The 23,991-nt window shown below is 62.4% G+C and carries 22 protein-coding genes and 1 pseudogene; 14 read left to right on the forward strand and 9 right to left on the reverse strand.

The window, feature by feature from the left end; all coding sequences use genetic code 11:
- The first annotated feature begins 21 nt into the window (after window positions 1-21).
- The 4 genes and pseudogenes from CKO25_RS16590 (at window position 22) to CKO25_RS16605 (ending at window position 6,206) form a co-directional block, all read left to right on the forward strand.
- Window positions 22-1,443 (forward strand): annotated as a pseudogene (locus tag CKO25_RS16590) (ABC transporter permease).
- A gap of 68 nt (window positions 1,444-1,511) precedes the next feature.
- Entirely contained in the window at window positions 1,512-3,566 is a 2,055-nt protein-coding gene (locus tag CKO25_RS16595; RefSeq protein ID WP_200389065.1) for an ABC transporter ATP-binding protein, read from the forward strand.
- Between the two features lie 276 nt (window positions 3,567-3,842).
- Window positions 3,843-5,210, forward strand: a complete 1,368-nt coding sequence (locus CKO25_RS16600) for an EAL domain-containing protein (RefSeq protein ID WP_200389066.1) — start codon at window positions 3,843-3,845, stop codon at window positions 5,208-5,210.
- A gap of 783 nt (window positions 5,211-5,993) precedes the next feature.
- Window positions 5,994-6,206 (forward strand): cold-shock protein, encoded by a 213-nt coding sequence (locus tag CKO25_RS16605; RefSeq protein ID WP_007193172.1) that lies wholly within the window; start codon window positions 5,994-5,996, stop codon window positions 6,204-6,206.
- A 199-nt stretch (window positions 6,207-6,405) separates the two neighbouring features.
- Here the strand turns inward: CKO25_RS16605 and mobA are convergent, their stop codons facing one another.
- From mobA to CKO25_RS16630, 5 genes are all read right to left on the reverse strand, one after another.
- Complete coding sequence (gene mobA, locus CKO25_RS16610) at window positions 6,406-7,071, reverse strand: molybdenum cofactor guanylyltransferase MobA (protein WP_200389067.1); 666 nt, start codon at window positions 7,069-7,071, stop codon at window positions 6,406-6,408.
- Window positions 7,072-7,104: 33 nt separating this feature from the next.
- Entirely contained in the window at window positions 7,105-7,536 is a 432-nt protein-coding gene (locus CKO25_RS16615) for a phosphate-starvation-inducible protein PsiE (protein WP_200389068.1), read from the reverse strand.
- Window positions 7,537-7,633: 97 nt separating this feature from the next.
- Window positions 7,634-8,080 (reverse strand): L,D-transpeptidase family protein, encoded by a 447-nt coding sequence (locus CKO25_RS16620; protein WP_242467678.1) that lies wholly within the window; start codon window positions 8,078-8,080, stop codon window positions 7,634-7,636.
- Window positions 8,081-8,252: 172 nt separating this feature from the next.
- Entirely contained in the window at window positions 8,253-8,633 is a 381-nt protein-coding gene (locus tag CKO25_RS16625) for a DUF2237 family protein (RefSeq protein ID WP_200389069.1), read from the reverse strand.
- Between the two features lie 19 nt (window positions 8,634-8,652).
- Window positions 8,653-10,092, reverse strand: a complete 1,440-nt coding sequence (locus tag CKO25_RS16630; protein WP_200389070.1) for a LysM peptidoglycan-binding domain-containing protein — start codon at window positions 10,090-10,092, stop codon at window positions 8,653-8,655.
- A gap of 180 nt (window positions 10,093-10,272) precedes the next feature.
- Here CKO25_RS16630 and CKO25_RS16635 point away from each other — a divergent pair, with 180 nt between their 5' ends.
- From CKO25_RS16635 to dnaQ, 3 genes are all read left to right on the forward strand, one after another.
- The gene (locus tag CKO25_RS16635) at window positions 10,273-11,037 is read left to right on the forward strand and encodes a class I SAM-dependent methyltransferase (RefSeq protein WP_200389071.1); all 765 of its coding nucleotides are present in this window, start codon (window positions 10,273-10,275) and stop codon (window positions 11,035-11,037) included.
- Window positions 11,030-11,461, forward strand: coding sequence for a ribonuclease HI (gene rnhA / locus CKO25_RS16640; RefSeq protein ID WP_200389072.1), 432 nt, complete (start codon window positions 11,030-11,032; stop codon window positions 11,459-11,461). Before CKO25_RS16635 ends, rnhA begins: the two co-directional genes overlap by 8 nt.
- Before the next feature lie 61 nt (window positions 11,462-11,522).
- Window positions 11,523-12,245: a DNA polymerase III subunit epsilon gene (dnaQ, locus tag CKO25_RS16645; protein ID WP_200389073.1), complete on the forward strand. Its 723-nt coding sequence runs from the start codon at window positions 11,523-11,525 to the stop codon at window positions 12,243-12,245.
- 197 nt (window positions 12,246-12,442) lie between these two features.
- On the opposite strand, the gene fnr is transcribed toward dnaQ, so the two are convergent.
- Together fnr and CKO25_RS16655 are read right to left on the reverse strand one after the other, a co-directional pair.
- Window positions 12,443-13,201: a fumarate/nitrate reduction transcriptional regulator Fnr gene (gene fnr / locus CKO25_RS16650; protein WP_338115155.1), complete on the reverse strand. Its 759-nt coding sequence runs from the start codon at window positions 13,199-13,201 to the stop codon at window positions 12,443-12,445.
- Between the two features lie 208 nt (window positions 13,202-13,409).
- Window positions 13,410-13,802 carry a sulfur globule family protein gene (locus tag CKO25_RS16655; protein WP_200389075.1) on the reverse strand — a complete coding sequence of 131 codons (393 nt, stop codon included), beginning with the start codon at window positions 13,800-13,802 and terminating at the stop codon, window positions 13,410-13,412.
- Between the two features lie 593 nt (window positions 13,803-14,395).
- On the opposite strand from CKO25_RS16655, the gene pyrG reads away from it, so the two are divergent.
- The 7 genes from pyrG to truD all read left to right on the forward strand — a co-directional run bounded on the left by pyrG (window position 14,396) and on the right by truD (window position 21,253).
- Window positions 14,396-16,039, forward strand: a complete 1,644-nt coding sequence (pyrG, locus tag CKO25_RS16660; protein ID WP_200389076.1) for a CTP synthase — start codon at window positions 14,396-14,398, stop codon at window positions 16,037-16,039.
- Complete coding sequence (gene kdsA / locus CKO25_RS16665; protein WP_200389077.1) at window positions 16,036-16,872, forward strand: 3-deoxy-8-phosphooctulonate synthase; 837 nt, start codon at window positions 16,036-16,038, stop codon at window positions 16,870-16,872. Before pyrG ends, kdsA begins: the two co-directional genes overlap by 4 nt.
- A 309-nt stretch (window positions 16,873-17,181) precedes the next feature.
- Window positions 17,182-18,459, forward strand: a complete 1,278-nt coding sequence (gene eno, locus CKO25_RS16670) for a phosphopyruvate hydratase (protein ID WP_200389078.1) — start codon at window positions 17,182-17,184, stop codon at window positions 18,457-18,459.
- 64 nt (window positions 18,460-18,523) lie between these two features.
- The gene (gene ftsB / locus CKO25_RS16675) at window positions 18,524-18,817 is read left to right on the forward strand and encodes a cell division protein FtsB (RefSeq protein ID WP_200389079.1); all 294 of its coding nucleotides are present in this window, start codon (window positions 18,524-18,526) and stop codon (window positions 18,815-18,817) included.
- A complete protein-coding gene (gene ispD / locus CKO25_RS16680) occupies window positions 18,814-19,533 on the forward strand; it encodes a 2-C-methyl-D-erythritol 4-phosphate cytidylyltransferase (RefSeq protein ID WP_200389080.1) in 720 nt (239 codons plus the stop codon). The genes ftsB and ispD overlap by 4 nt, the downstream gene beginning before the upstream one ends.
- 156 nt (window positions 19,534-19,689) lie before the next feature.
- Entirely contained in the window at window positions 19,690-20,163 is a 474-nt protein-coding gene (ispF, locus tag CKO25_RS16685) for a 2-C-methyl-D-erythritol 2,4-cyclodiphosphate synthase (RefSeq protein WP_200389081.1), read from the forward strand.
- Window positions 20,156-21,253, forward strand: coding sequence for a tRNA pseudouridine(13) synthase TruD (truD, locus tag CKO25_RS16690; protein ID WP_338115156.1), 1,098 nt, complete (start codon window positions 20,156-20,158; stop codon window positions 21,251-21,253). The genes ispF and truD overlap by 8 nt, the downstream gene beginning before the upstream one ends.
- Before the next feature lie 25 nt (window positions 21,254-21,278).
- Here the strand turns inward: truD and der are convergent, their stop codons facing one another.
- Window positions 21,279-22,676: a ribosome biogenesis GTPase Der gene (gene der, locus CKO25_RS16695; protein ID WP_200389098.1), complete on the reverse strand. Its 1,398-nt coding sequence runs from the start codon at window positions 22,674-22,676 to the stop codon at window positions 21,279-21,281.
- A gap of 5 nt (window positions 22,677-22,681) precedes the next feature.
- Window positions 22,682-23,986: an outer membrane protein assembly factor BamB gene (gene bamB / locus CKO25_RS16700; protein WP_338115157.1), complete on the reverse strand. Its 1,305-nt coding sequence runs from the start codon at window positions 23,984-23,986 to the stop codon at window positions 22,682-22,684.
- Window positions 23,987-23,991: the final 5 nt, after the last annotated feature.

Consider the following 23,991-nt stretch of genomic DNA (forward strand, 5'->3'; position numbering starts at 1 on the left):
CCAATCGATGGGGGCGTGCCCATGCCCGTGATGCCGGTCATCCTGTGGACCGATGCCCTGGTCTTCCTGTTGCTCGTGTTGATCGGCGCCTTCGTGCTCTATGCGAAAGGTCATGAGCATATGCGCGCGCCCTGGCGGCGTGTGATCCGCTCGCGCACAGGTGTGGCGACCATCGTGGTGCTGAGCTTCTACGTGATCGTGGGTCTGCTCGACACGGTGCATTTTCGGCTCAAGCTGGATCAGGATCCCGAGAGTAGCCTGACTGAGACGCAGTATTCGCCCGAGGTCTTGAGCCTCCTCGATCTTCTGCTCAGCGGACTGCGAGAGCGCCAAGAAAAAACCTATTCCGCCCCCTTCGCAACCCATTTGTTCGTGAAGGAGGCGATCGAGCAACCCGATGGCAGCTTGGTGCGCGATTTCCCGCGACTCGACCATGGTGGGGCTCACCTGACCGATCCCTCTCGGCAGCGCGCGATCGACCTCACTTGGCGAGCACTATGGGGTACGTTGCAGGGCCTGGCGCTGTGGGCATTGATCCTGTTGTTCGTGCTATGGCGACTGGGTCGGGCGTCGGGTCGCACGCCACGAGAGGTCGGTCGCGCCATGTGGGCCGGCCAGGGGCGCGTGCCTTGGCGCACGGCCTTCATCATGCTGGGCATCATGCTGATCCTGAGCACGATTGCGGGCGAGTTGGCGCAGCACTATCACATCCTGGGCACGGACAAGGTCGGAGAGGATGTCTTCTACCAAACCTTGAAGAGTATTCGCACCGGACTGCTGATCGGAACCTTGACAACCCTCGTCATGCTCCCCGCCGCGGTTCTTCTTGGCATCATGGCCGGTTATTTTCGTGGCTGGGTCGATGATGTCATCCAATATCTCTACACCACCCTGAACTCCATCCCAGGGGTGCTCTTGATCGCGGCGGCCATCCTGTTGCTGCAGGTCTACATGAGCAATAACGCTGATCAATTCAACAGCTTGGTCGAGCGGGCGGATCTACGACTGCTTTTTCTTGTCCTGATCCTAGGGATTACGAGCTGGACTGGTTTGTGCCGACTCTTGCGCGGGGAAGCACTGTAACTCCGTGAGGTCGACTATGTCCAGGCCTCGGCAGCTCTGGGCGTGGGACATTTCACCTTGATCAGCCGTCATATCCTGCCGAACGTCATGCATATCGTCCTAATCACGTTGGTGCTGGATTTTAGTGGCCTGGTGTTGGCAGAGGCCGTTTTGTCTTACATCAACATCGGTGTCGACCCCACCATGAATTCCTGGGGAAATATGATCAATAGTGCCCGACTGGAGCTGGCTCGGGATCCGATTGTCTGGTGGTCGCTGGCCGCGGCGTTCATGTTTATGTTCGCCTTGGTGTTGGCGGCCAATCTGTTCGCCGATGTGGTGCGCGACGCCTTCGATCCGCGTCTGCGCAGCGTGCGTTGAGCGACATGCACCACCGGAGTCACCATGACATGGCTGCAAGCAGGCCGGGACCAGGCGCTGAGACGAGCATGAGTTCCGAGGTGCTGCTGGAGGTCACTGGACTCACCAGCGAGCTCGGTGATGCAACGCATCCCGTGCGTGTCGTCGATGCAGTGGATCTGCGCATCCACCGTGGTGAGACCTTCGTGCTGCTCGGCGAGTCCGGCTGTGGCAAGTCGATGACGGCACTCTCCCTGATGCGCCTGCTGCCCCCATCCGGTCGTGTGCGTGCCGGCTCGGTGCGCCTTGCGGGAACCGATCTGTTGCGATTGACCGAGACCGAGATGCGGCGCGTTCGCGGCGGTCGGATGGCGATGATCTTTCAGGAGCCGCAGACCTCCTTAAATCCGGTGATGTCGGTTGGTGATCAGATCGCCGAAGCCGTGCGCCGTCATGAAGGTCGTGCGCGCGATCGGATCGCGGCCCGGGTCATCGAACTCATGAATGCCGTCGGGATCCCGGATCCGGCCCGGCGCATCGCTGAATACCCGCACCAGCTTTCGGGCGGGATGAAACAACGCGTCATGATCGCCATGGCCTTGGCGGGTGATCCAGAGCTCTTGATCGCCGATGAGCCGACCACGGCATTGGATGTCACCATCCAAGCGCAGGTTCTGCGGCTGTTGAAGGAACTGCAGGTCAAGACCGGTCTGGCGGTCTTACTCATCACCCATGACCTTGGCGTCGTTGCCGAGACGGCTGACCGACTCGCGGTCATGTATGCCGGCCAGATCGTGGAGACGGCTACGACCGATGCCTTCTTCGCGGCGCCGGCTCATCCCTACAGTCAGCGTCTGATGGAAAGCCTGCCCAGTGCCGAGAAGCGCCAGGGGCGACTCGCGGTCATTCCAGGCCGGGTTCCACCCTTGACCACGGCGTTTCACGGCTGTCGATTCGTTGACCGTTGCGCGCGTGCCCTGACGCCGTGTCCGGAACAGGTTCCGGTCTGGCGTGACCTCACCGCGGATCAGGGGGTGCGGTGTCATCTGTGGTCAGCAGGCGCGGCGGAGTCCATAGCCCGTGGCGCAGCTCAGGACTCGGCCTTCGAACCCACGCTCACGCAGGCCTCCGCGGCCGTGTCTGGGGTGCAACCCGCGGCAGGTGAACCTCTGCTCGAAGTGCAGGATCTGCAGGTGCACTTCCCGATTCATCAGGGTGTCTTGCGGCGGGTGGTTGGGCAGGTGCGGGCTGTTGATGGGGTTACCTTTGATCTGCGCGCGGGGCAGACATTGGCCTTGGTCGGTGAGTCCGGTTGTGGGAAGACCACTGCCGGCAAGGGGATCCTGCAATTGATCCTGCCGACGGGTGGGTCGATTCAGTTTCGCGGGCGAGAGCTCATGGGTTTGGGCTATCGGCGGATGCGTCCGTTTCGCAAAGACCTCCAGATGATCTTCCAGGATCCCTATGCGGCGATGAATCCACGCATGTTGATTGCGGATCTGGTGGGAGAGGGACTCCAGGCGCTTGGCATCGAACGCACGCGGGCCGGGCGGCGACAACGGGTCGCCGAACTGCTCGAACTGGTTGGGCTCGACGACGACGCGCTCGATCGCTATCCACATGAGTTCTCGGGTGGCCAGCGTCAACGCATCTGTATTGCCCGAGCCTTGGCCGTTGAACCGAAGCTGATCGTTTGCGATGAACCAACGAGTGCGCTGGATGTTTCGGTTCAGGCGCAGATTCTGAATTTGCTCAAAGACCTTCAAGATCGATTGGGATTGGCCTACCTCTTCATCACGCATGACCTCTCGGTGGTAGCCTATCTCGCGCATGAGGTTGCGGTGATGTACCTGGGGCGTATCGTCGAGCGTGGCCAGGTCGCCGAGATCCTCGAAACACCACGTCATCCCTATACGCGTGCACTGCTGTCCGCGGTTCCCGTCATCGATTCCGCCCAGCGTCGTACCATCATACGTTTGGAAGGTGACATGCCCTCACCGAGTGCTCCGCCGCCTGGATGCTATTTTCATCCGCGTTGCCCAGAGGCGTTGCCCGAGTGTGCCATGGCGTATCCGGAGGCACTCTGTTTGAGTGAATCCCACGTCGTGGCCTGTCGTCGGGTGCGGGAGGCCGAGCAGGTCTGAGGTGCGGATCGCTCGCCCGAGCCTCGTCACATGGCCCATTCGAACGCCGACAGCCTGGCTGTCCTGCCCGCTCCTCCTCGGTGCAGGCCGTTATGAGCGTGCGTGGAATCGCAGTGGCCCCGGGCGAATGGGAACCTGGCTGCTGGGCCGTCTCGCGACGCGCGTCACGGTTTGCGCGGCCCAGTCGGCGTGTGATGGTGGCGTCAAGCTGTGGGATCCCATGCTGCTCATGGCCTGCTATTGTCGCATTCCGAATCGCCGTCGAGAGCCGCTGGTATGAGCGCATTGAACCGAATCCTCTTCATTGATCAGAAGCCGGCCAAGGACTCGATTGGCACCCTCTTGCAGCGTCGTTGGCCGACGTTCGAGCTTTTGGATGTCATGAATCTCGACATGATTCGGGCGGCGCTGGGTCAGGCTGAACTCTGGGATCTCATCCTCTGCGATGCGGCAAGCTTCGAGTCCTTTGGGGTTGCCGAGTTACTCCGTGGTGTGCGGGAACACCTGAATGCCTCGGTTGTCCTGCTGCAGCGCGGTGAACCGCGGGTCGACATCGCGCAAGTCTATCGGTTGGGTGTTGCGGATGTCGTGGACTGGGCCGATGAGGAGCATCTGCTGGCGGTGTGCGAACGCGAGTTGGCCAACGCCCTGATGCGCAAAGAGATCCGTGAACTACGATGCTCCGCGACGCAGGGCCACTTAGGTCCGAATCAGGCGCTGGTGGTCGCCACGATTCAAGATATGAGTCCAGGAGCGCGGCAGCGTCAAGTCGAGGGGCACGCGCCGCACCATGCGACAGTGGATGCGCGCGGTGGTGAGGTCAGGGACGGTGCCGTGGACCAGCGAACCTACATTCGCGAACTGATCGATGCGGGCGGGTTGACCCTGGAATACCAGCCGATCATCTCGCTGCGGGCTAACGAAGAGCATCGGCGGATGTTCGAGACGCTGGTGCGTCTGAAGGATCGGACTGGACGACTCTTGGCGCCGAGCGAATTCCTGCCCGTGGTCTCCGCGGCTGGGTGGATGAACAAGGTCGACCTCTGGATTCTGCGCCGCGCCCTGGCGACCTTGAAAGAGATGCAGCAAGCAGGCTCGGAAGAGATCATTCTCTTCATCAATGTTGCCGCGGAGACGCTGCGTTCTGAAAAGACCGCCAAGGCCATGGCAGCCTTCGTGTCCGCCTCGGGTGTGGCGCCGGGATCCGTGGTGATCGAGCTCAGACAAGCCGTGTTCCAAGATTCCGTCGAAACGCTGCAAACCTTCGCGCGGGTGCTGCGCGAGCGGGGACATGGCATCCTGGTCGAAGACTTGGCCGTGGACGACTTGGATTTTCTGACGCGACAAACTGACCTCATCAGTCATATCAAGCTTGGCCGTGACATCACGCAGGGGTTGGTCGAACGTCGGATTTCCCAGGAGTCGGTCAATACCCTGGTGAAGTGCGCGCAAGAGGAAGGGATGCGGGTGATTGCCTTGGCGGTCGACAATGCAGAGTTGCTGCCGATGCTCTTCGCCGCTGGGGTCGACGCGATTCAAGGTCACTTCGTGAGCATGCCCTATCAGACGCTGATGTATCCGAGTATCCAACGGGTGGAATCCAGTTCAACACCCGCCTGGCAGGACGCTCGCGGATCGAGTTAACGCAGGAGCAGGCGCTCCCCTTCATGAGGCCCCGCGTGTGGGGGCGTGCCATCGCCCTAGGGTGCGCCGCCTCCAGTCTGGAACGCCGTGGCAGTGGTCTCCGAGGCGATCGTGTGTGCTCAATGGCTGGCCTAGGCACGGTGCGTGAAGGGTGGCGGGAGACAGGTCGCGCGGTGTTGATTCTGGTGCGAAGTCAGTGATCTGGGTTCGCCGCCGTTTTTTTTTCTGTTGAGTCAAGAAATGGGCGAGATTTCCCTCGATTTCGCGGTACACTAGGACATCGAACGCGACCTTAGGGCGCTCTAAAGACGGATTGCAATCCGGCAACGGCTTCCCCGACCGGGAATAGATGTCGAACCGGAGGCCGGGTGCAACCGCCAGATTGAAAACTAGACCGCAACGAATCCAGTCGCAATGCCGCATTGAACTCCTTTCGCTCGCCCATCCTCTTTGTGTTCAAATCCTCTGAGTCCTTACTTTGTCTGTCGCTGCGAGCTCCGACGAGCATCCCTGCTGGTGTTGTCTGGACCCAGGGCAAGCAACGGCCGTGGTGGGATTTGGATGGAAAGAGACCGGGCGGGTGCAAACACCGAACACCGAGATGCGTCCGCAAGCCCCGCGTTTCCTTCCGCCGAGCGGGATTCGTCGCATGAAACAGACTGAGTCAGCGTGGTGCGATTCAGATTCCACTCTAGATTGGGTGGAGGACACACCGGCCTTCTCGTAAGGCTGGTTATCAAGACAAGCCAACCGCAGGTTGGTCCGTAAAGTGATGAGGTTGTTATGCCAGGTGAATTGGTTTCCGGGACGGTCAAGTGGTTCAATGACGAAAAAGGATATGGTTTCATTGAGCGCGAAGGTGGGAAAGATGTGTTCGTACACCATAGCGCGATCAACGGCTCAGGCCGCAAGACCCTGCTCGAGGGGCAGCGGGTGACCATGGAAGTGACGCAGGGCCCTAAGGGCCCTCAAGCAGAGAATGTGACGCCGGACTAAGGTCACATCTCACCCGGAGCCGAGACGAATTACTCGATCCGACCGGGGGCCAGGGCTGGAATGACGGTCGGCCCTGATCCCCAATTTTTCTTGATGCTGTCCCGCTTCGGTTCCCACTCCGGAGACACCCATGGTGCTGTGCGCAGGGGTGCTCTCGTGGTCGGCGAGATGTCTACGCTCGTGGTGCGTGCCGCGGGGCTCATTTTCGTTTAGGCTCTTCGTGCGTTCGCTCGAAGCCGACTGTGGGCGTGTCCATGCGATGGCTCGGTGACTCCGAACCCGTGAGTTCAAGCGGGGTATTGATGTTCAGGAACGCGCGCGTTTGATCGCTGAAATCGGCGAGCGCGTGTGTTTGACGCAGCATCCACTGCACGGCGCTTCGCGTGCCCCCTTTGAGGTCGGCCTGGAGCCGTGCGGCCAGACTGACTCGTAGCAGGACGAAGAGCGGTTGCAACCGTTCTCCATCTGCCGCCATCACCAACTCGACCGCGTTGGAACCGATCGCAGCCTGCATGCGGGCGACCAGATCGCTTGGACACTGGGGGCTATCGCACGGGACGCACTGGATCCAGCCCGTCCGTGACGCCAGCATGGCGCTCAAGATCCCTGTCAGGGGTCCCTGAAAACCGGGTTCGAGATCGGAGATCACGGGGTATCCATAGCGGCGATACCGGTCCTGATTGCGGTTGGCGCTGATCAGGATCCCGTCGACCTGGGGCGCGAGGCGCTCTAGAACGGACTCAATGAGCGGGCGTCCGCGAAAGACCGCGAGACCTTTGTCGATTCCGCCCAAGCGACTACCACGGCCACCAGCGAGGATCACGCCGGTCACGGTATCAGCGTTCGCCAGGGGATCTGGGATCATCAGCGGAGGCTTCCGTGCCCGACCGACAGCATGCTAATCGCGTTGCTCCTCGGTGTGCCCCGCTGGCGAAGAGGGAAAGCGCGTCTGGCCGAAACGGATCAAGAGCACGGCGAGCGCAAGGATGAGGATGGCGGCTGAGGTGGCGATGATTTCCGTCTCGGTGATTTCCTTCATATCGAGGATGAGATGGCGCGCCAGCGCGACCATTGCGATATAGAGAGGCATCCGGATCGGTAAGGAACCCGATTGTAAATAGACGCCCACCATGGCGAGAACCTCCAAATAGATGAACAGCAACAGGAGGTCAGCCAGCGTCACCTGTCTGCGTCCCCACATCTCGGTGACTTCCTGCGCGCCGGCAATCACGGTCGCGATGGCGATCAGCGTCAGGCCGAGCACCTCAAGTAGGGAGAGGACGCGACCGCCGATCGCAATCGCCTTGGATTGATCGGATTGTGGATTCATGCTGCCAACTGAGCTCCAGTCGAACGGTGGAAGCGAATGCTGTCCCTCATCGAATGCCGTGTCTCGACATTGGTTGGTCCTCAGTCGTCTGAATCCGTCACGGGAGGATATCGATCGGCAGGCCATCCATCGTGAGCGACCAAATCTCGTCGATGTCTTGGTTCGAGACCGCGATGCATCCGTGCGTCCAATCACGCCCCTGCTCTCCCGTCGGTCGTGACGTGCGCCCCTGTCCATGGATCAAGATCAAGCCACCTGGGTCCTGGCCCTGTCTGTGGGCCCGGTGTCGATCCTGTGCATTGGGATAGCTGATGTGCAGTGCTTTATAAAACTGACTCCGATCGTTGCGCCAGTCGAGTCGGTACCGCCCTTCGGGTGTTTTCCCGTCGCCTTGGCGCGCCTTGTGTCCGATTGGTTGAAATCCCAGCGCAATCTCATAGGTCCGAATCGGCTCTGAACCCCGCATGAGATAGAGGCGTCGCTCCGCTTTTTTGACCACAACACGATCCGCCTGTCCCGCGCGCGTCGGGGCGGTGGGTCGCATGTCGGATCCGACAAGCGCATCCGCCGCAGCCGTTGGAAAGGGCAGATAGGCCATGGCCGCAGCCGGCATCGACGTCTGTATGACGAGGAGTCCAGCCAAGACGGTCGGTGCCAGCGCACATCCTGGCCGCAACCAGGCTCGCAGCGGCCGGATCCGGGTCCGGGCCCGCGCGTTACGAGAGGTCGGCGGCATGTGCCTTCAGATCGCTGAGACGCACGATATCCAGTGCGCGCGCATGCGTCGCTCGCATGACCACGCGGGGTGCAACCCCAGCCTCGAAGGCTTCTTGCCAGCGCGCGGCGCAGAGACACCACTGATCACCGGGCTTCAGTCCGGGAAACCCGTAGGCGGGTTGTGGGGTGATGAGGTCGTTACCCTGACGCTGACTGAATTCAAGGAATTCACGCGTGACCCGTGCGCAGACGGTATGTGAGCCCAGATCCTGCGGGCCGGTTTCACAACTGCCGCTGCGGGTGAACCCGGTCAGGGGGGATTCGGAGCAGGGCTCAAGCGGCTCACCGAGCACATTGCGCTGAATTGTCGCGGTGGTCATGGTCGGGATTCTCGTGAGGTCAGGAGAGCGGCGCTTCGCGTGGCGCATAGATGAGGATGATGTCACCCGGTTTGAGACGGTTGTCGGCGATCTGGTTCCAGCGCTGCAGATCCTGGATGGTGACGCCGTAACGCCGCGCTAGGCTCTTGACGGATTCGCCGCGGGCGACGCGGTGTCGGATTGGACCTGCCTGTGTCAGTTGGATGCGGAGTGTCTGTCCGGGAAGCACCGATTCGCCTTGCGAGAGTCCATTCAGGCGCGCGAGTTGATCCGTCTCGATACCATGTTCACGAGCGATCGAAGAGAGGTTCTCGCCGCCCTTGACCACATGGAATCGGGTCACTGTCTGGACTTGCGTCGCCCGGGGCCGTGGGGTTGTGTTCACGGTCGTGGCACGCGCTACGGAAGCGGTAGCCGGTAAGACCTGGACCTGTTCGAGACTCTGCCCTAGACGTTCTCCGATCCCGATCGGAACGATGATGTGGCCAGGTCGGTCCGGTGCGGTCCGACCGAGTTTCAGCCCAGGATTCAGACGCTGCAACTCGTAGAGCGGAACGCCGGATGCGGTGGCGATCCGTTCTAGATCGAGCGAACGCTGCGTGCGCACGACTTCGATCTGCGGGCGGTCGGGAACCGGTGGCAGCGTTAAACCGTAACGGTTGGGCTCGGCGACGAGGCGCGCGGTGGCGAGGATTTGCGGCACATAGTGCTTGGTCTCGCTCGGCAAGTTGTCAAGTGACCAGAAATCCGTCGGCCGCCCCCGGCGGAGATTCTCTGCCTGCGCGGAGGCGACTCGCCCTGGGCCGCAGTTGTAGGCCGCCATGGCGAGTTCCCAGTCACCATCGAACCGGCGATGAAGCTGTTGCAGATAATCCAGTGCCGCACCCGTCGAGGCGAGCGCGTCACGTCGCTCATCATGCCAGGCGTCCTGACGCAGTCCCATTTCGCGTCCCGTGCCGGGCATGAATTGCCAGATGCCGGCAGCCGCCTTGGGTGACGTTGCGCGCGGATTGAAGCGACTCTCGACATGGGGCAGGAAGGCGAGTTCCATCGGCAAACCACGGCGCTCGATCTCCTCGACGATGGCGTGCAGATAGGGCGTCGCTTGGTGCGACATCCGCGCAAGATACTGCGCGTCGCGACTGAAGCGTTCCGCCGTGTCGTCGATGCGAGGGCTCGCGGCGAGGTCGAGCGCCAAGCCAGCACGGACGCGCTGCCAGAGATCGCCACGCGCGTCCGCCCGCGCCGGCGCGACCTGACCTCGACCGCGCTCGGTGACGACGACGTCGACGGCGGGGCGCACGAAGCCGTACTCCCGTGCTGAGACGACCCCGCCGTAGTGGGCATCATCCACAGCTGTTACAGCTGTTGCGCGCTTGTCGGTCGCACAGCCAGATGTGAGCAAAACCAGGACACCAATCGCGCAGCCGCCGCGCGCATAGCGGATCACATCAGCCATGTTCCCCCCGAAGAACGTTAGGTAACTAGTTGTTTATTAGATTTTTATCTGAGTCACGTTTGCATCATAACCCAAAGTCGCGCAGCAGTTCCAGGTGTCTGTGTGGGAAATTTGGCGTGATGCCAACAGGACAGTGGAGGGCGATCACGGTTACCATGCGTGTCGCACCGAGGTGATGGCATGACAGCACGCATGGCGCCGGGGTCATCCCTGGCCGGTCTACAAGATTGGTATCGTTCGCCGCTCGGCACTGAAGTGGCCGCGCTGGAGAGCGCCTGCGTGCAACACTTGCTGAGTGACACCTTTGGCTACTACCTGGTGCAGATCGGCGTCACCGAGAGCTTCCGCGATGCACTGGCTTCGAGCCGAATTCGCCATCGGATTCTGATGCCCTGTGAACGACCGTCTGGTTCTCAAGGTTGCGAGATCGTCGCGCGGCCCCATCGGTTGCCGCTGGCCACCGACGCGATCGATGCGATCTTGCTTCCGCATACTCTCGATTACGCCCCAGAGCCGCAGGTCGTGCTGCGCGAGGTCGAGCGGGTGTTGATCCCGGAGGGGCGGGTCATCATCCTGGGATTCAATGCCTTGAGTGCCTGGGGATTGGTGGCCTTGTTGCGTCGGCGAGCGGGTCGGATGCCCTGGTGCGGGCGCTTCTCGACCGCTTATCGGATCGCGGGCGCCTTGTCGCTTCTAGGGTTCGATATCGAACGGCGTGAGCACATTATGTTCCGGCCGCCATTGCGACGCGCATTGGGGCCGAATTGCGCCTTATTCGATACCCTAGGCCGTCGGTTGTGGCCGATCCTCGGGGGCGTCTATGTCATTCGGGCGGTCAAGCGCGTGTCCACACTGACGCCGTTGCGTCCGGCCTGGGGAAAACGGCGCGCCTTGCTTCCTGGAGGGGCGGTGGAACCGACCACGCGTGAGAGCACCCATGTCTGATTGTGTCACGGCCTTCACTGATGGCGCCTGCCGCGGGAATCCCGGACCCGGGGGCTGGGGCGTGTTGCTCCGCTGGGGTGAGGCGGAGAAGGAACTCTTTGGTGGCGAGCGCCAGACCACGAATAATCGTATGGAGTTATTCGCCGTGATCCATGCCCTGGAGGCCATGAAGCGGCCCGTCTGCATCGAGGTCGTGACGGATTCCCAGTACGTTAAACAGGGCGTCGAGGCCTGGATGCCGCGCTGGAAGCGCAATGGGTGGCGCACCGCGGGTCGCCAACCGGTGAAGAACCGAGACCTCTGGGAGCGTCTCGACCAAGCATTGGCCGGTCACCAGGTCCGCTGGACGTGGGTCAAGGGGCATGCCGGGCATGTCGGCAACGAGCGCGCTGACCGTCTGGCCAATCGCGGGATCGATTCATGATGGCTCTGAACTTGGTATCCAACCGCCTCGGCCGTGACTGGTCGCCGATGAGATCTCGCCGATGAGACAGATTGTCCTCGATACCGAAACGACCGGCCTCGACCCTCAAGACGGACACCGCGTGATCGAGATCGGCTGCGTTGAACTCATCGATCGGCGCCTGACTGGACACCATTTCCATCATTATCTGCAGCCCGATCGCGAGATCGAGAGCGCCGCGGCGGATGTTCACGGCATCACCAATGCGTTCCTCGCGGACAAGCCCCGCTTCGCCGAAGTCGCTGACGCCTTCGTCCGCTACATCGAGGGGGCCGAACTCATCATCCACAACGCGGCCTTCGACGTCGGCTTTCTCAATCGTGAGTTACGCGCATGGGCCCCACGGGGGCCCGTCGTCGCCGATCTGTGCGAGATCACCGACACACTCGCCATGGCGCGTCGTCTGCATCCAGGGCAGCGCAATAGTCTGGATGCCTTGTGCAAGCGCTATGGCATCGACAATCGCCATCGCGATCGACATGGTGCGTTGCTGGATGCCGAGATCCTCGCCGATGTCTATCTGGCGATGACAGGAGGGCAAGTGGCCCTGTCGCTTGGTCATGCGCAATCCGATCCGACCGATCGCGCCGCGCATGCTCACCGTGGCCGGATCGATCCGCGGCGACGTCCACTGAGAGTCGTCCGCGCTGATCCACAGGCCCTTGCCGACCATGGAGAACGCCTCGCGGCGATCGATCAGGCGAGCCGGGACGGATGCCTCTGGCTGCGTCAGGATTCACCCTGATCACCGAATCATCGACCGACAGCCGCTCGATGTGGTTGGCGGATTGCGCAAGCCCCGCCACCTCGAGTGAGGCAGGGTTGGCGACGGCGTTGCGTGATGTCTGGGACGGGTGCGGCCCGAAGGTCGTGGCTCGGACTGGTTCGCGAGGGCGGCGCGGTGTGGCTCGCCCCGTCGACAACCCGGGGCGAGCCGATCCTTTAACTCTGTTGCTGCTGACGCCGGTGCTGACCGATACCACCCACGAGCGCCTCTAGGGCGTCCTGATCGATGATTTGGATATGCTTGCGATCAACCCGCATCAGTCCATCGTCCTGGAACCGGGTGAACAGGCGACTAACGGTCTCCACCGCAAGTCCGAGATAATTCCCGATCTCATGCCGCGACATGCTGAGGTAGAAGTCGGTTGCTGACAAGCCGCGCTTGTGCAGCCGTTTGGACAGACTGAGTAGAAAGGCTGCGAGACGTTCCTCGGCATTTTTCTTGCCAAGCAGGAGAAGGAGCTCCGTATCCTGTCCGATCTCCTTACTCAGGAGTCGGTACATCTGGTGCTGCAGGCTCGGGATGCTCATGGTGAGTTCTTCGAGCCGAGCGAAAGGGATCTCGCAAATCGCCGAAGTTTCGAGCACCTTGGCCGAACAGGCATGCGCATCCTTATCGATCGCATCTAAGCCGATGACCTCACCGGGGAGATGGAAGCCAAGCACCTGCTCGCCACCCTCCGGGCTCGGGGCGAACGTCTTCACCGATCCGGTTTTGACCACGAAGAGCGAGCGAAATCGATCGCCTTCACGAAACAAGAAATCGCCGCGGTGGAGCGGGCGGTTGCGTTTGACGATCTCATCGAGTCGCTCGATATCTTCTGGCGCCAGGCCCATTGGGAGGCACAGCGAAGTGAGGGAACAGTTTCTGCACGCGACGCGGAGATCGTCTAAGGAAATCACTTTGCGCTGACTCACACTCTTGCCTCGGCACGCTTGGGTCATCCGATTTTGAACCTTTGCTTGATCTGGATCAAGCGAAGAAACCATTGAAGCATCCGCTTCCTGTGCAAGCGCAGTGCCCAAGCTCGCATCCTGTGGCAAAGACGGGATCAACGGCGAAAAAAAAACCGCGCCCTCGCGGGCACGGTTTCTTCTTCAGCAATTGCTCGAGCGGCGAATTCCGCTATTTCGCCTCGCTCGGGGCGGGAGCGACCGGCGCGGCATAGGGCGCGGCATAGGGTGCGCCATAGAAGGGGGCACCATAACCCGGGTAGCCGCCGTAGCCATAGCCGGGGTAGCCGTAACCATAGCCAGGGTGACCGTAGCCGTAGCCACGCCCGTAGCCCTGGCCGCGTCCGTAACCACGCCCGCCGCCACTCATGTTCATGTTGAAGTCGCCCCAGCCGTCACCCAACATGTCGCTGAAGATGTCCCCGAGGCCCGACCCGTAACCTGGGCCATAACCATACCCTGGGCCGCCCCAACCCGGGCCCCACCAAGCCTGCACCGGGCTCACCGCGAAGGCTGCTGCGCTTGCGATTGCAGCCACCCCCATGAATTTTGCTGACTGACGCATCGTTGACACTCCTAATGTATCGTCTCATCTGTTTTACGTCATCGAACCCAGCCGCCATGCCCGCCGGTGACGCGACGCATCCGAGGAAATCCGCGGGTGTGACGCTAGGATCGCGAGTTTCGTCCATGCGAAACCACGACCGAATATACGCGGGCCATTTCGGTTTGTGAAGCATCCGCAGCGGGCTTCGGGTCGGTGCTGATTCGTGCGTGCGAAGCGCAACCCACTGTGTTTTTAGGGTGGATTCGAGGCGCAAGAGGACGATGAAGCGCGCGTGAAGCCGGTTTGTCGCGGCAGCGCGTCCTCGCCCTCGGGCCTGCAGAGCGCAGGATGGTAGCAGACCCTTTCGATCAGGACGCTGGACGGGCACGGGATGTCAAGGTTCCGCGGGAAGATGTGACGGCCCGTGTTGGATCCTTTGCAGCGTATTGTGTGCGCGGTTCGCAGGCCATACCAACGCGGCGCCTGCGGTCGCAACCAGGCTCGTTTGGGGACGGCTCGCTGTGGTCTTCGCATTGAGCCAATGCAGGGATTTTGGTAGCGTGTCGCGTGATTGATCGCCCTTTCATCCTCAGTTCATCCCCTCGAGCATCATGACCAAGTTTATCTTTATCACTGGCGGTGTCGTGTCGTCGCTTGGCAAGGGGATTGCGTCAGCATCGCTCGGCGCGCTGCTGGAGGCGCGTGGATTGCGGATGACCATGATCAAGCTCGACCCTTATATCAATGTGGATCCGGGCACCATGAGCCCGTTCCAACACGGCGAGGTCTACGTCACGGACGATGGCGCCGAGACTGATTTGGATCTCGGCCACTACGAGCGGTTCTTGCGCACGCCCATGGGCCGGAACAACAACTTCACCACGGGACAGATCTACGAGCGGGTGATTCGCAAGGAGCGGCGCGGGGATTATCTCGGGCGGACGGTGCAGGTGATTCCGCACGTCACCGATGAGATCAAGTCCGCGATCCGTCTCGGCGCCGAGGGTGCGGATATCGCCATGGTTGAGATCGGGGGAACGGTTGGGGACATCGAGTCGTTGCCCTTCCTGGAGGCGATCCGGCAGATGCGTGTCGAGGTCGGGCGGGAGAATGCGCTCTTCATGCATCTCACTCTGGTGCCCTACATTCGCGCCGCGGGCGAGATCAAAACCAAGCCTACTCAGCACTCGGTCAAGGAGCTTCGCTCGATCGGCATCCAGCCGGATATTCTGCTGTGCCGGGCCGAACAGCAATTGCCGAACGACGAGCGCCGCAAGATCGCGCTCTTCACGAACGTGCATGAAGATGCCGTCATCTCTGCCATTGACGCGGATAATATCTACCGAATTCCACGTTTGCTGCATGCGCAGAAACTCGATGAACTGGTCGTGCAGCAGTTCCGCATCCAGGCCGGCGAGGCGGACCTGAGCGAGTGGGATCGGGTGCTAGAAGGTTTCGACCACCCCGAGCACCGCGTGCGCGTCGGCATGGTCGGCAAGTACATGAACCTCACCGAAGCTTACAAATCCCTCTCCGAGGCGCTCGCCCATGCCGGTGTCCACACCCGCACCAAGGTCGATATCCTCTACGTGGACTCCGAGACGCTGGAGCAGGATGGCCCGGGCTGTCTCGAATCGCTCGACGCCATCCTGGTCCCGGGCGGATTCGGTGAGCGAGGGATCGAGGGTAAGGTCATTGCCGCACGCTACGCGCGGGAACAGCGCGTCCCTTACCTCGGGATTTGTTTGGGGATGCAGGTCGCCGTGATCGAATTCGGTCGTCATGTCGCCGGTCTCGCGGGAGCGCACAGCACCGAGTTCGACCAGCAGACGCCTCACCCACTGATTGCCTTGATCACCGAGTGGCGCGACGAAGGCGGTCGCATGGAAACCCGCGCCGAAGGTGGCGACCTCGGTGGGACCATGCGCCTCGGCGGACAGAACTGTCGGCTCGAGCCCGGAAGCCTCGCCCGCCGTGTCTACGGACAGGCACAGATCCGCGAACGTCATCGCCATCGTTATGAATTCAACAACCGCTATCTCGATGTGATGAAAGACGCGGGGCTGCGCTTCGCCGGTTGGTCGTTGGACAACCGCCTCGTTGAAATCATCGAGATCCCTGATCATCCCTGGTTCATCGCCTGCCAGTTCCATCCCGAATTCACCTCGACCCCGCGCGATGGCCACCCCTTGTTCTGCGGCTTCGTGCGGGCTGCGTTGGCGCGGGGCGCGGACACGCGAGAAACAGCCGCATGAGATCACTCACCGGATTTGAAATTGGCCTCGATCGGCCCTTGTTCCTGATCGCTGGCCCCTGTGTGATCGAGAGCGCGACCCTCGCCGAGGAGACCGCGGGGATGCTGAAGGAACTCTGCGCCGCGCTCGGCATGGGGTTCATCTACAAGTCTTCGTTCGACAAGGCGAACCGTTCATCGGCGAACAGTTTTCGTGGCCCCGGCCTGGAGCAGGGGCTCGCGATCCTCGAGTCGGTGCGGGAGCGGATCGGCGTGCCGGTGTTGACCGATGTGCACGAGGACACGCCGCTCGATGAGGTTGCCGCGGTTGTCGATGTCTTGCAGACCCCGGCCTTTCTGTGCCGTCAGACCAACTTCATCCAGGCGGTGGCGCGTCAGGGTAAGCCGGTCAACATCAAGAAAGGTCAATTTCTCGCGCCGTGGGACATGCGCCATGTGGTCGAGAAGGCACGTGCGACGGGTAACGACCAGATCATGGTGTGCGAGCGCGGAGTCTCATTCGGCTACAATAATCTGGTCTCGGACATGCGTGCCCTGGCGGTGCTGCGCGCAACCGATTGCCCGGTCGTCTTCGATGTGACACATTCGGTGCAACTGCCCGGCGGGCAAGGCGACCGCTCTGGTGGGCAGCGCGAGTTCGTGCCCGTGCTCGCGCGCGCGGCCGTTGCGGTTGGCATTTCCGGCATCTTCATGGAGACGCACCCCAACCCCGACCAAGCCTTGAGCGACGGGCCGAACGCTTGGCCGCTGGAGCGGATGAAGCCCTTGCTCGAGGTCCTCGTGCAACTTGATCGGCTGGTGAAAGCGAGCGGCTTTGCTGAACAAATCGAATGACGATGGCCCTGATGGTCCTGAAGCCCGTTCGCCCGGTTTGATCGGACGCGCCACGTCTGATCTCCCTAGCCTTGAGTCATGCGTGGTCGGGTGCGCGTCGGAGCAACCGAGAGCGAGACTCGAGCGGAACGAGCAGTCCCGCGGCCGTCCTCCTTCATTCGTCCGGATCGACCGATGGAAAGCAGGTTATCGAACCTGACCAGTCTCCCGCTGTTGGAGGGCTGAGTGCGAGCAAGCACCACCAAATGCGCAAACGCACGACCCGTGATTCTGAACCGTCCTAATCCTTACGCAATGGAGAGATCCGCCATGTCTGAAATCGTCGATGTCCGTGCACGTGAGGTTTTGGACTCACGCGGCAATCCCACTGTCGAGGCCGATGTGATCACGTCGGAGGGGGCGATTGGACGCTTCATGGTTCCGTCAGGCGCCTCGACCGGTTCGCGCGAAGCGCTGGAGCTGCGTGACGGGGATCCTGCTCGTTATGGTGGCAAAGGCGTCTTGACGGTGGTCGGGAATATCCAAGGCGAGTTACGCGAGGCCGTCATCGGGATGGAGGTCGCGGATCAGGCGGCACTCGACCAGGCCATGATCAAACTCGATGGAACAGAAAATAAGTCACGCCTCGGCGCCAATGCCTTGCTGGGCGTGTCGATCGCGGCAGCGCACGCCGCGGCACAGGAAAAGGCCCTGCCACTCTTTCTCTCGCTCGCCCCCGGGCCGTACCGGCTCCCCGTCCCGATGATGAACATCATCAATGGCGGTGAGCATGCGGACAACAACGTCGACTTCCAGGAATTCATGATCCTTCCGGTCGGCGCGCCCAGTCTCCGCGAGGCCGTACGTTACGGTGCGGAGACCTTCCATGCCTTGAAGTCGGTTCTGCGTGGCCGGGGCTTTGCCACGGCGGTCGGCGATGAAGGTGGTTTTGCCCCGGATTTGTCCTCGAACGAGGCCGCGATCGAGGTCATCCTCGAGGCGATCGAGAAGGCGGGGTTCAAGGTTGGCCAGGACATCTATCTGGGCATGGATGTCGCCGCCTCCGAATTCTATGCCGATGGGCGTTATCATCTAAAGGGCGAGGGTCGCACGCTCGACGCCGATGGCATGACCGAGTTGCTGCGTGGCTGGGTTGACCAGTACCCCATCCTCACCATCGAAGATGGTCTCGCCGAGGGCGACTGGGACGGCTGGAAACGCCTGAGTGAGCGTCTTGGGGACAAGGTGCAGATCGTTGGCGACGACCTCTTCGTCACCAATACCCGTATCCTGCAAGAGGGGATCGACAAAGGCATCGCCAACTCGATCCTCATCAAGGTCAACCAGATTGGAACCCTGACCGAAACCCTCGACGCCATCACCATGGCTCATGCCGCGGGTTATACCGCGGTGGTCTCGCACCGCTCGGGTGAAACCGAGGACACCACGATCGCCGACCTCGTTGTCGCCGCGGGCACGGGACAAATCAAGACGGGGTCCTTGTCGCGTTCAGACCGGGTCGCGAAATATAACCAATTGATGCGCATCGAGGACCAACTCGGTGACGAGGGACACTATGCAGGTCGTGCGGCCTTCAAATGGCTGTAGTGCGGTCGTGTGCTCGTGGCGCGTCTGTTCGCGGACCTGAGATCCTAGGGCGCGGACCACGCCGATGCGGCTGTTGATCGCGCTATTGATCGTCATGCTGGCCGCCCTGCAATACCGTCTCTGGGTCGGGGAGGGCAGCCTTGCGGAGGTGCATGGGTTGAAGCAAGAGATCGCGGCTCAGAACGAGGAGTTGGCGCGGCTGCGCGCACGCAATCAGGCATTGCATGCCGAGGTGATGGATCTGCGCGACGGTGTCGATGCCCTTGAGGAGCGGGCGCGGCGCGACATTGGCATGATCAAACCAGGTGAGATCTTCATCCAGGTGATCGAACGATCAGCGCCCACGAAGACCCCATGAGTCAGGAACCGCGCTTCTGGGTGGTGCTGCCGGCGGCTGGTGTCGGACGGCGGATGGGCAGCCGAGTTCCGAAGCAGTATCTGGACCTCGCGGGACGGGCGGTGATCGATCACACGCTCGATCTCTTCGTCGCCGACGCGCGCATCGCCGGGATTGCGCTCGCCCTGGATCCCTCGGATCGTTATTGGGAGGCCACGGAGTATGCCCTGCACCCGAAGGTCCGGCGGGTCGACGGCGGGGCGGAACGCTGTCTATCGGTGCTCAATGCACTCGAGTGGTTGCTGGGCACGGCCAGCAGCCATGACTGGGTGCTGGTCCATGACGCGGCGCGACCCTGTCTGCGGGTCACGGATCTCAATCGGTTGATTGACGTCTTGCGCGAGGATGCCGTCGGCGGTCTGCTGGGCATTCCCGTGCGTGACACCATGAAGCGGGCGCGCGCGGACGCCCCGGATCAGGTGGGCGAAACGGTGGACCGTGCGGCACTCTGGCATGCCTTCACGCCACAGATGTTTCGTCTGGGCCATCTGCATGCCGCGTTGCGCGCGGCCCTTGCGCGCGCGGAGCTCGTCACCGATGATGCCTCGGCAATCGAGCAAGCCGGACATGCGCCGCGCCTGATCGAGGGTCATGCCGACAATATCAAGATCACCCGTGCCGAGGATCTGCCACTCGCTCGCTTCTATCTCCAACAACAGGGGCGGCTCGCCGAGTAGGTCATGCCTCGATGCGAGCGGAGATGTGCTAGGGCAAACGGCCGCACCCGGGTGAGAATCGCGCGGCCTGTCCTGTGACCATCGGGGCGGTCTTCCCGTCCTCGGCCGGTGGGCTGGCCCGATCCGGTTGCGCTATCCTTTGGGAGTCTAAACAGCATGTTGATCGGTCAGGGCGTCGACGCCCATCGTTTTGGCCCCGGACGCCCACTGCGGCTCTGCGGCGTCGAGATTCCACATGATCAGGGCCTGCTCGCCCATTCGGACGGTGATGTGGCCATTCATGCCCTCTGTGATGCCCTGCTGGGAGCGGCCGGGCTCGGTGACATTGGGCATCATTTTCCCGATACCGATGAGGCCTATGCAGGCATCGACAGCCGCCGGCTGCTGCAGCGTGTGATGGCGAGCCTCACCGAGCGGGGGCTGCGTGTCCAGAATGCCGATCTGACCATCATCGCGCAGCGTCCCAAACTTGCCCCACATCTCTCTGCGATGCGCGGGCAACTGGCCGTGGATTTGGGCTGCGAGCCCATGCGCGTCAATGTCAAGGCCACGACAACCGAGCAGATGGGGTTCACCGGGCGCGGAGAGGGAATCGCGGCCACGGCCATCGTGCTGCTCGTCGGTGACTGAGGCGCGCGAAACCACGGCCTGGGCTGGGGTCGAACAGCGACCACGCGCCGCCGGCGCACCGCTTGGACAGGGCCTCCTGCGAGTCTGCTGCGACGACTTTCACGTCGAGGAGCAACTCGGTTTCGAGCCGGATGAGGAGGGCGAACATCTGCTGCTGTGGGTGCGCAAGCGCGGTGCCAATACCGAGTGGGCGGCACGGCGTCTCGCGCACTGTGCTGGGGTCGCGGTGTCGAGCGTGGGATACGCGGGTCTGAAGGATCGACACGCCGTCACCCTGCAATGGTTTTCGCTGCCCTGGCGTGGCCACACCCGGCCCGACTGGACGCCGCTCGCTCAGGAGGGGATCTGGGTCCTCGCGTGCCACCGACACCGCCGGAAGCTCAAGCGGGGCGCCTTGGCCGGGAATCGATTCAGGATCCGTGTCCGCACGCCACGGCCGCTTCCCCTGCCGGACCTGGTCGCGCGACTCGCGCAGCTCCGTCGCTCTGGTGTGCCCAATTACTTTGGCGCGCAGCGCTTCGGACACGGCGGGGCGAATCTATCACGCGCGGACGAACTCTTTGCCGGAACCGCCGGTCGAGTCTCGCGACACCGAGCGGGACTGTGGCTGTCGGCCGTGCGCGCTCAGTTGTTCAATGACATCCTGGCCGAACGGGTTCAGCGTGGCGACTGGGATCAGCCGCTGATCGGGGATTGTCTGCAACTGGCCGGAACCCATTCATTTTTCCCCGTGACCACGGTGGATGAGCGTCTCCAGGCGCGCTGCCAGCAACTTGATCTGCATCCCACCGGCGCACTCTGGGGGCGTGGCGAGCTGCCCACGGACGCTGAGGTGCGTGCACTGGAAGAGCGGATGGCGGCGCGAGTGCCGAGTTGGTGCACGGGGCTCGCCTCCTTTGGCTTGTCGCAAGAGCGCCGCGCCTTGCGGGTGCCGGTCGCAGGACTCACCGGCGAGCTCGTCGAGGGCGATCTCCTGCTCGATTTTTCCCTACCCGCGGGCGCCTATGCGACCATGGTGCTGCGAGAAATCCTCGACTGCAGCGAGGCGACAGATGCTCAGCGAACGGATCCGCTTCGCAGCCCGGGCTGAGCCTGCCCGCAGCGGACGGTCACACTCAGGTCTTGCGATTGACGAAGCGCCGCAGGCGCTGGCGATGTTTGAGCTGCCGCGGCGTGAGTCGGTTGTGCTGGCCCTCGAATGGGTTGCTTCCGGTCTTGAATTCGAGCCGCAGGGGCGTCCCCATGAGTTTGAGTTCGCGACGAAATCGATTGATCAGATAACGTCGGTAGGTCTCCGGAACGGCCTCGGTCTGGTTGCCATGAATGACGATGATGGGCGGATTGCGTCCACCCTGATGAGCATAACGCAGTTTGATCCGTCGTCCCCTGACCAGAGGCGGTTGATGTTCCTGCGTGGCCGCCTCGAGCAGACGCGTCAACTCTGGCGTGGACAGTGAGCGGGTCGCGTTGGCATAGGCCTGATCGACCTCCTCGAGCAAGAGACCGACGCCGCTGCCATGGAGCGCCGAGGTCTGGTGCATCGTCGCAAAATCAAGAAAGGCGAGCTTGCGTGCGAACTGCGTTTTAACCTGGGCGCGTTGATCCGGGTCGAGTCCATCCCATTTGTTGATCGCGACGACGAGTGCGCGGCCACGCTCAATAATGTGTCCGGCTAGGGTGGCATCCTGTTCGCCAATTCCTTGGTGGGCATCGAGCACTAAAATCACCACATGGGCTGCATCAATAGCCTGCAGCGTCTTGATAACGCTGAATTTCTCGATGGTGTCATCAATGCGCGCACGCCGCCGCATCCCGGCGGTATCGATCAGGGTGTATGGCCGCCCCCTGCTCTGGAAGGGAATGAAAATGCTGTCGCGGGTCGTTCCAGGGCTGTCGAAGGTCACGACCCGCTCATCACCGAGGATCCGATTGATGAGGGTCGATTTCCCCGCGTTCGGGCGACCGACAACGGCGACACGAATTCCGGACTCGGTCTCATCGGTCGCGGGCTCACCTGCCGCGACGGGGAAGCCCGCGAACACCCATTCGAGCAGATCCCGCACCCCGCGCCCATGAGTCGCCGAGATCGCCACCGGTTCGCCGAGACCAAGCTGGTGGAATTCAGCGGTCGCGAGGACGGGATCGAGCGTGTCACTCTTGTTGACGACTAGGGTCACGGGACGGTCCAGCCGCCGCAGCCGCTGTGCGATGTCGAGATCCCCGGGTGTACAGCCGTCCCGTGCGTCGGTCAGAAACAAGAGGTGATCGGCCTCCTCGATGGCGTGTTGGACCTGCCGCTGCATGAGTGCCTCGACGCCCGTCTCAGCCAGGCTGATGCCACCGGTGTCGACGATCACATACGGCTGGGGGCCGACCACCCCGATCCCATATTGGCGGTCACGTGTCAAACCAGGAAAGTCAGCAACCAGCGCGTCGCGCGTTTGTGTGAGGCGGTTGAAGAGGGTCGACTTGCCGACGTTGGGGCGACCGATCAGGGTGATGACTGGGAGGATGCCGTTCAGGGTGTCGTCTCCGCGGGCTCCGTGAGGGCCGTGTCCTGCATGATGTCGGGGGCCTGCGTTGCCGCCGCGCCCGCATCCAGCGACGCTGGGCTGTCGCCCCGCTCGGTGGGATCCGCTGCGCTGCCGACGCTGAACGCCGCCAGTGTGCCGTCGTCGGCATAGACGATGAGGCGTCCACCCACGCTCAATGGGCGAGCCGTGATGGCCCCCCTGCTGGTCAGTCGGGTGCGCCCGACCAAGCGGCCATCAGCTTGGCTGAGGAGGTGTAGATACCCCTCGAAGTCACCCACGACGACGAGATTCCCGACCAATTCGGGAGCGGTCACGCGACGGTAAAGGAGCGCCTCCTGACGCCAACGTCCGGCCCCATCGCTCGGATCGGCGCGCCAGATTTGGTCCGTCGAATCGGTCACGAACAGGGCGGTTTCATTGGCGGCCAACCCGGCATGGGCGGAGAGTTCGCGGCGCCACAGCACGGAGCCGCTGCTGATGTCCACGGCAGCGAGATCGCCGTTGTAGGAGCCGACGAAGGCGATGGTGCCGATGACGACAGGATCGGCATCGATGTCGGCGATGCGCGCGAGTTCGGAGCGTCCACTCGGGCGGGTGATGGCGACCTCCCAGAGCGGTGTGCCATCCTCGGGGTCAAGGTTCAGGAGCTTGCCACCGGAGAGCCCGACCAGAATGCCGAACGGGGTCTCGACGGGACGACTGCTGCCGCGCAGGGTCAATACCGGCGCTGGATAATGGACCCGCCACTGCTGCTCTCCGCTGGTGGCATCGATCCCATAGATACTGTCCTCGAGGGTGCGGGCGATCACCTGGTCCTGATCTGTCAGGCGCGGCACCGAGAGCACCTCGCTACCGACCTGCGTGCGCCACAGCTCAGCCCCATCGCCGGTCGAGAGGGCCACGACCTCACCCCGGCTGGTGCCGAGCACCAGTCGGTCGCCCCGGACATCGGGCCCGCCACTGAACGACAGGCCGGTCTCCCGCTCCCACAGGACTCGGCCGCTCCCGGCATCGAGGGCAACCAGGCGTCCCCGTGCATCGGCGACGTAGATGCGCTCGGCCACGACGGCCGGCACCAGATCGAGCTCGCGACCCTGGGTCCCGCGCGTGACGCGCTGCGACCAGATGGGAGTGAGACTGGCGCTCGGTACGATCTGCACGAGTTTAGTCGGCGGAGTCGGGTCTCGATCGGCACCAATCCAGGGCATGATCCCGCAGCCGCTCACGAGGCTGGCGAGCAGGAGTGTGCCGAGGCGTCCGAGTCCGAAGAATGTCCTGTCGTTCATCATCGTGG

The sequence above is a fragment of the Thiocapsa imhoffii genome, from assembly GCF_016583985.1.
Taxonomy (GTDB): Bacteria; Pseudomonadota; Gammaproteobacteria; order Chromatiales; family Chromatiaceae; genus Thiocapsa; species Thiocapsa imhoffii.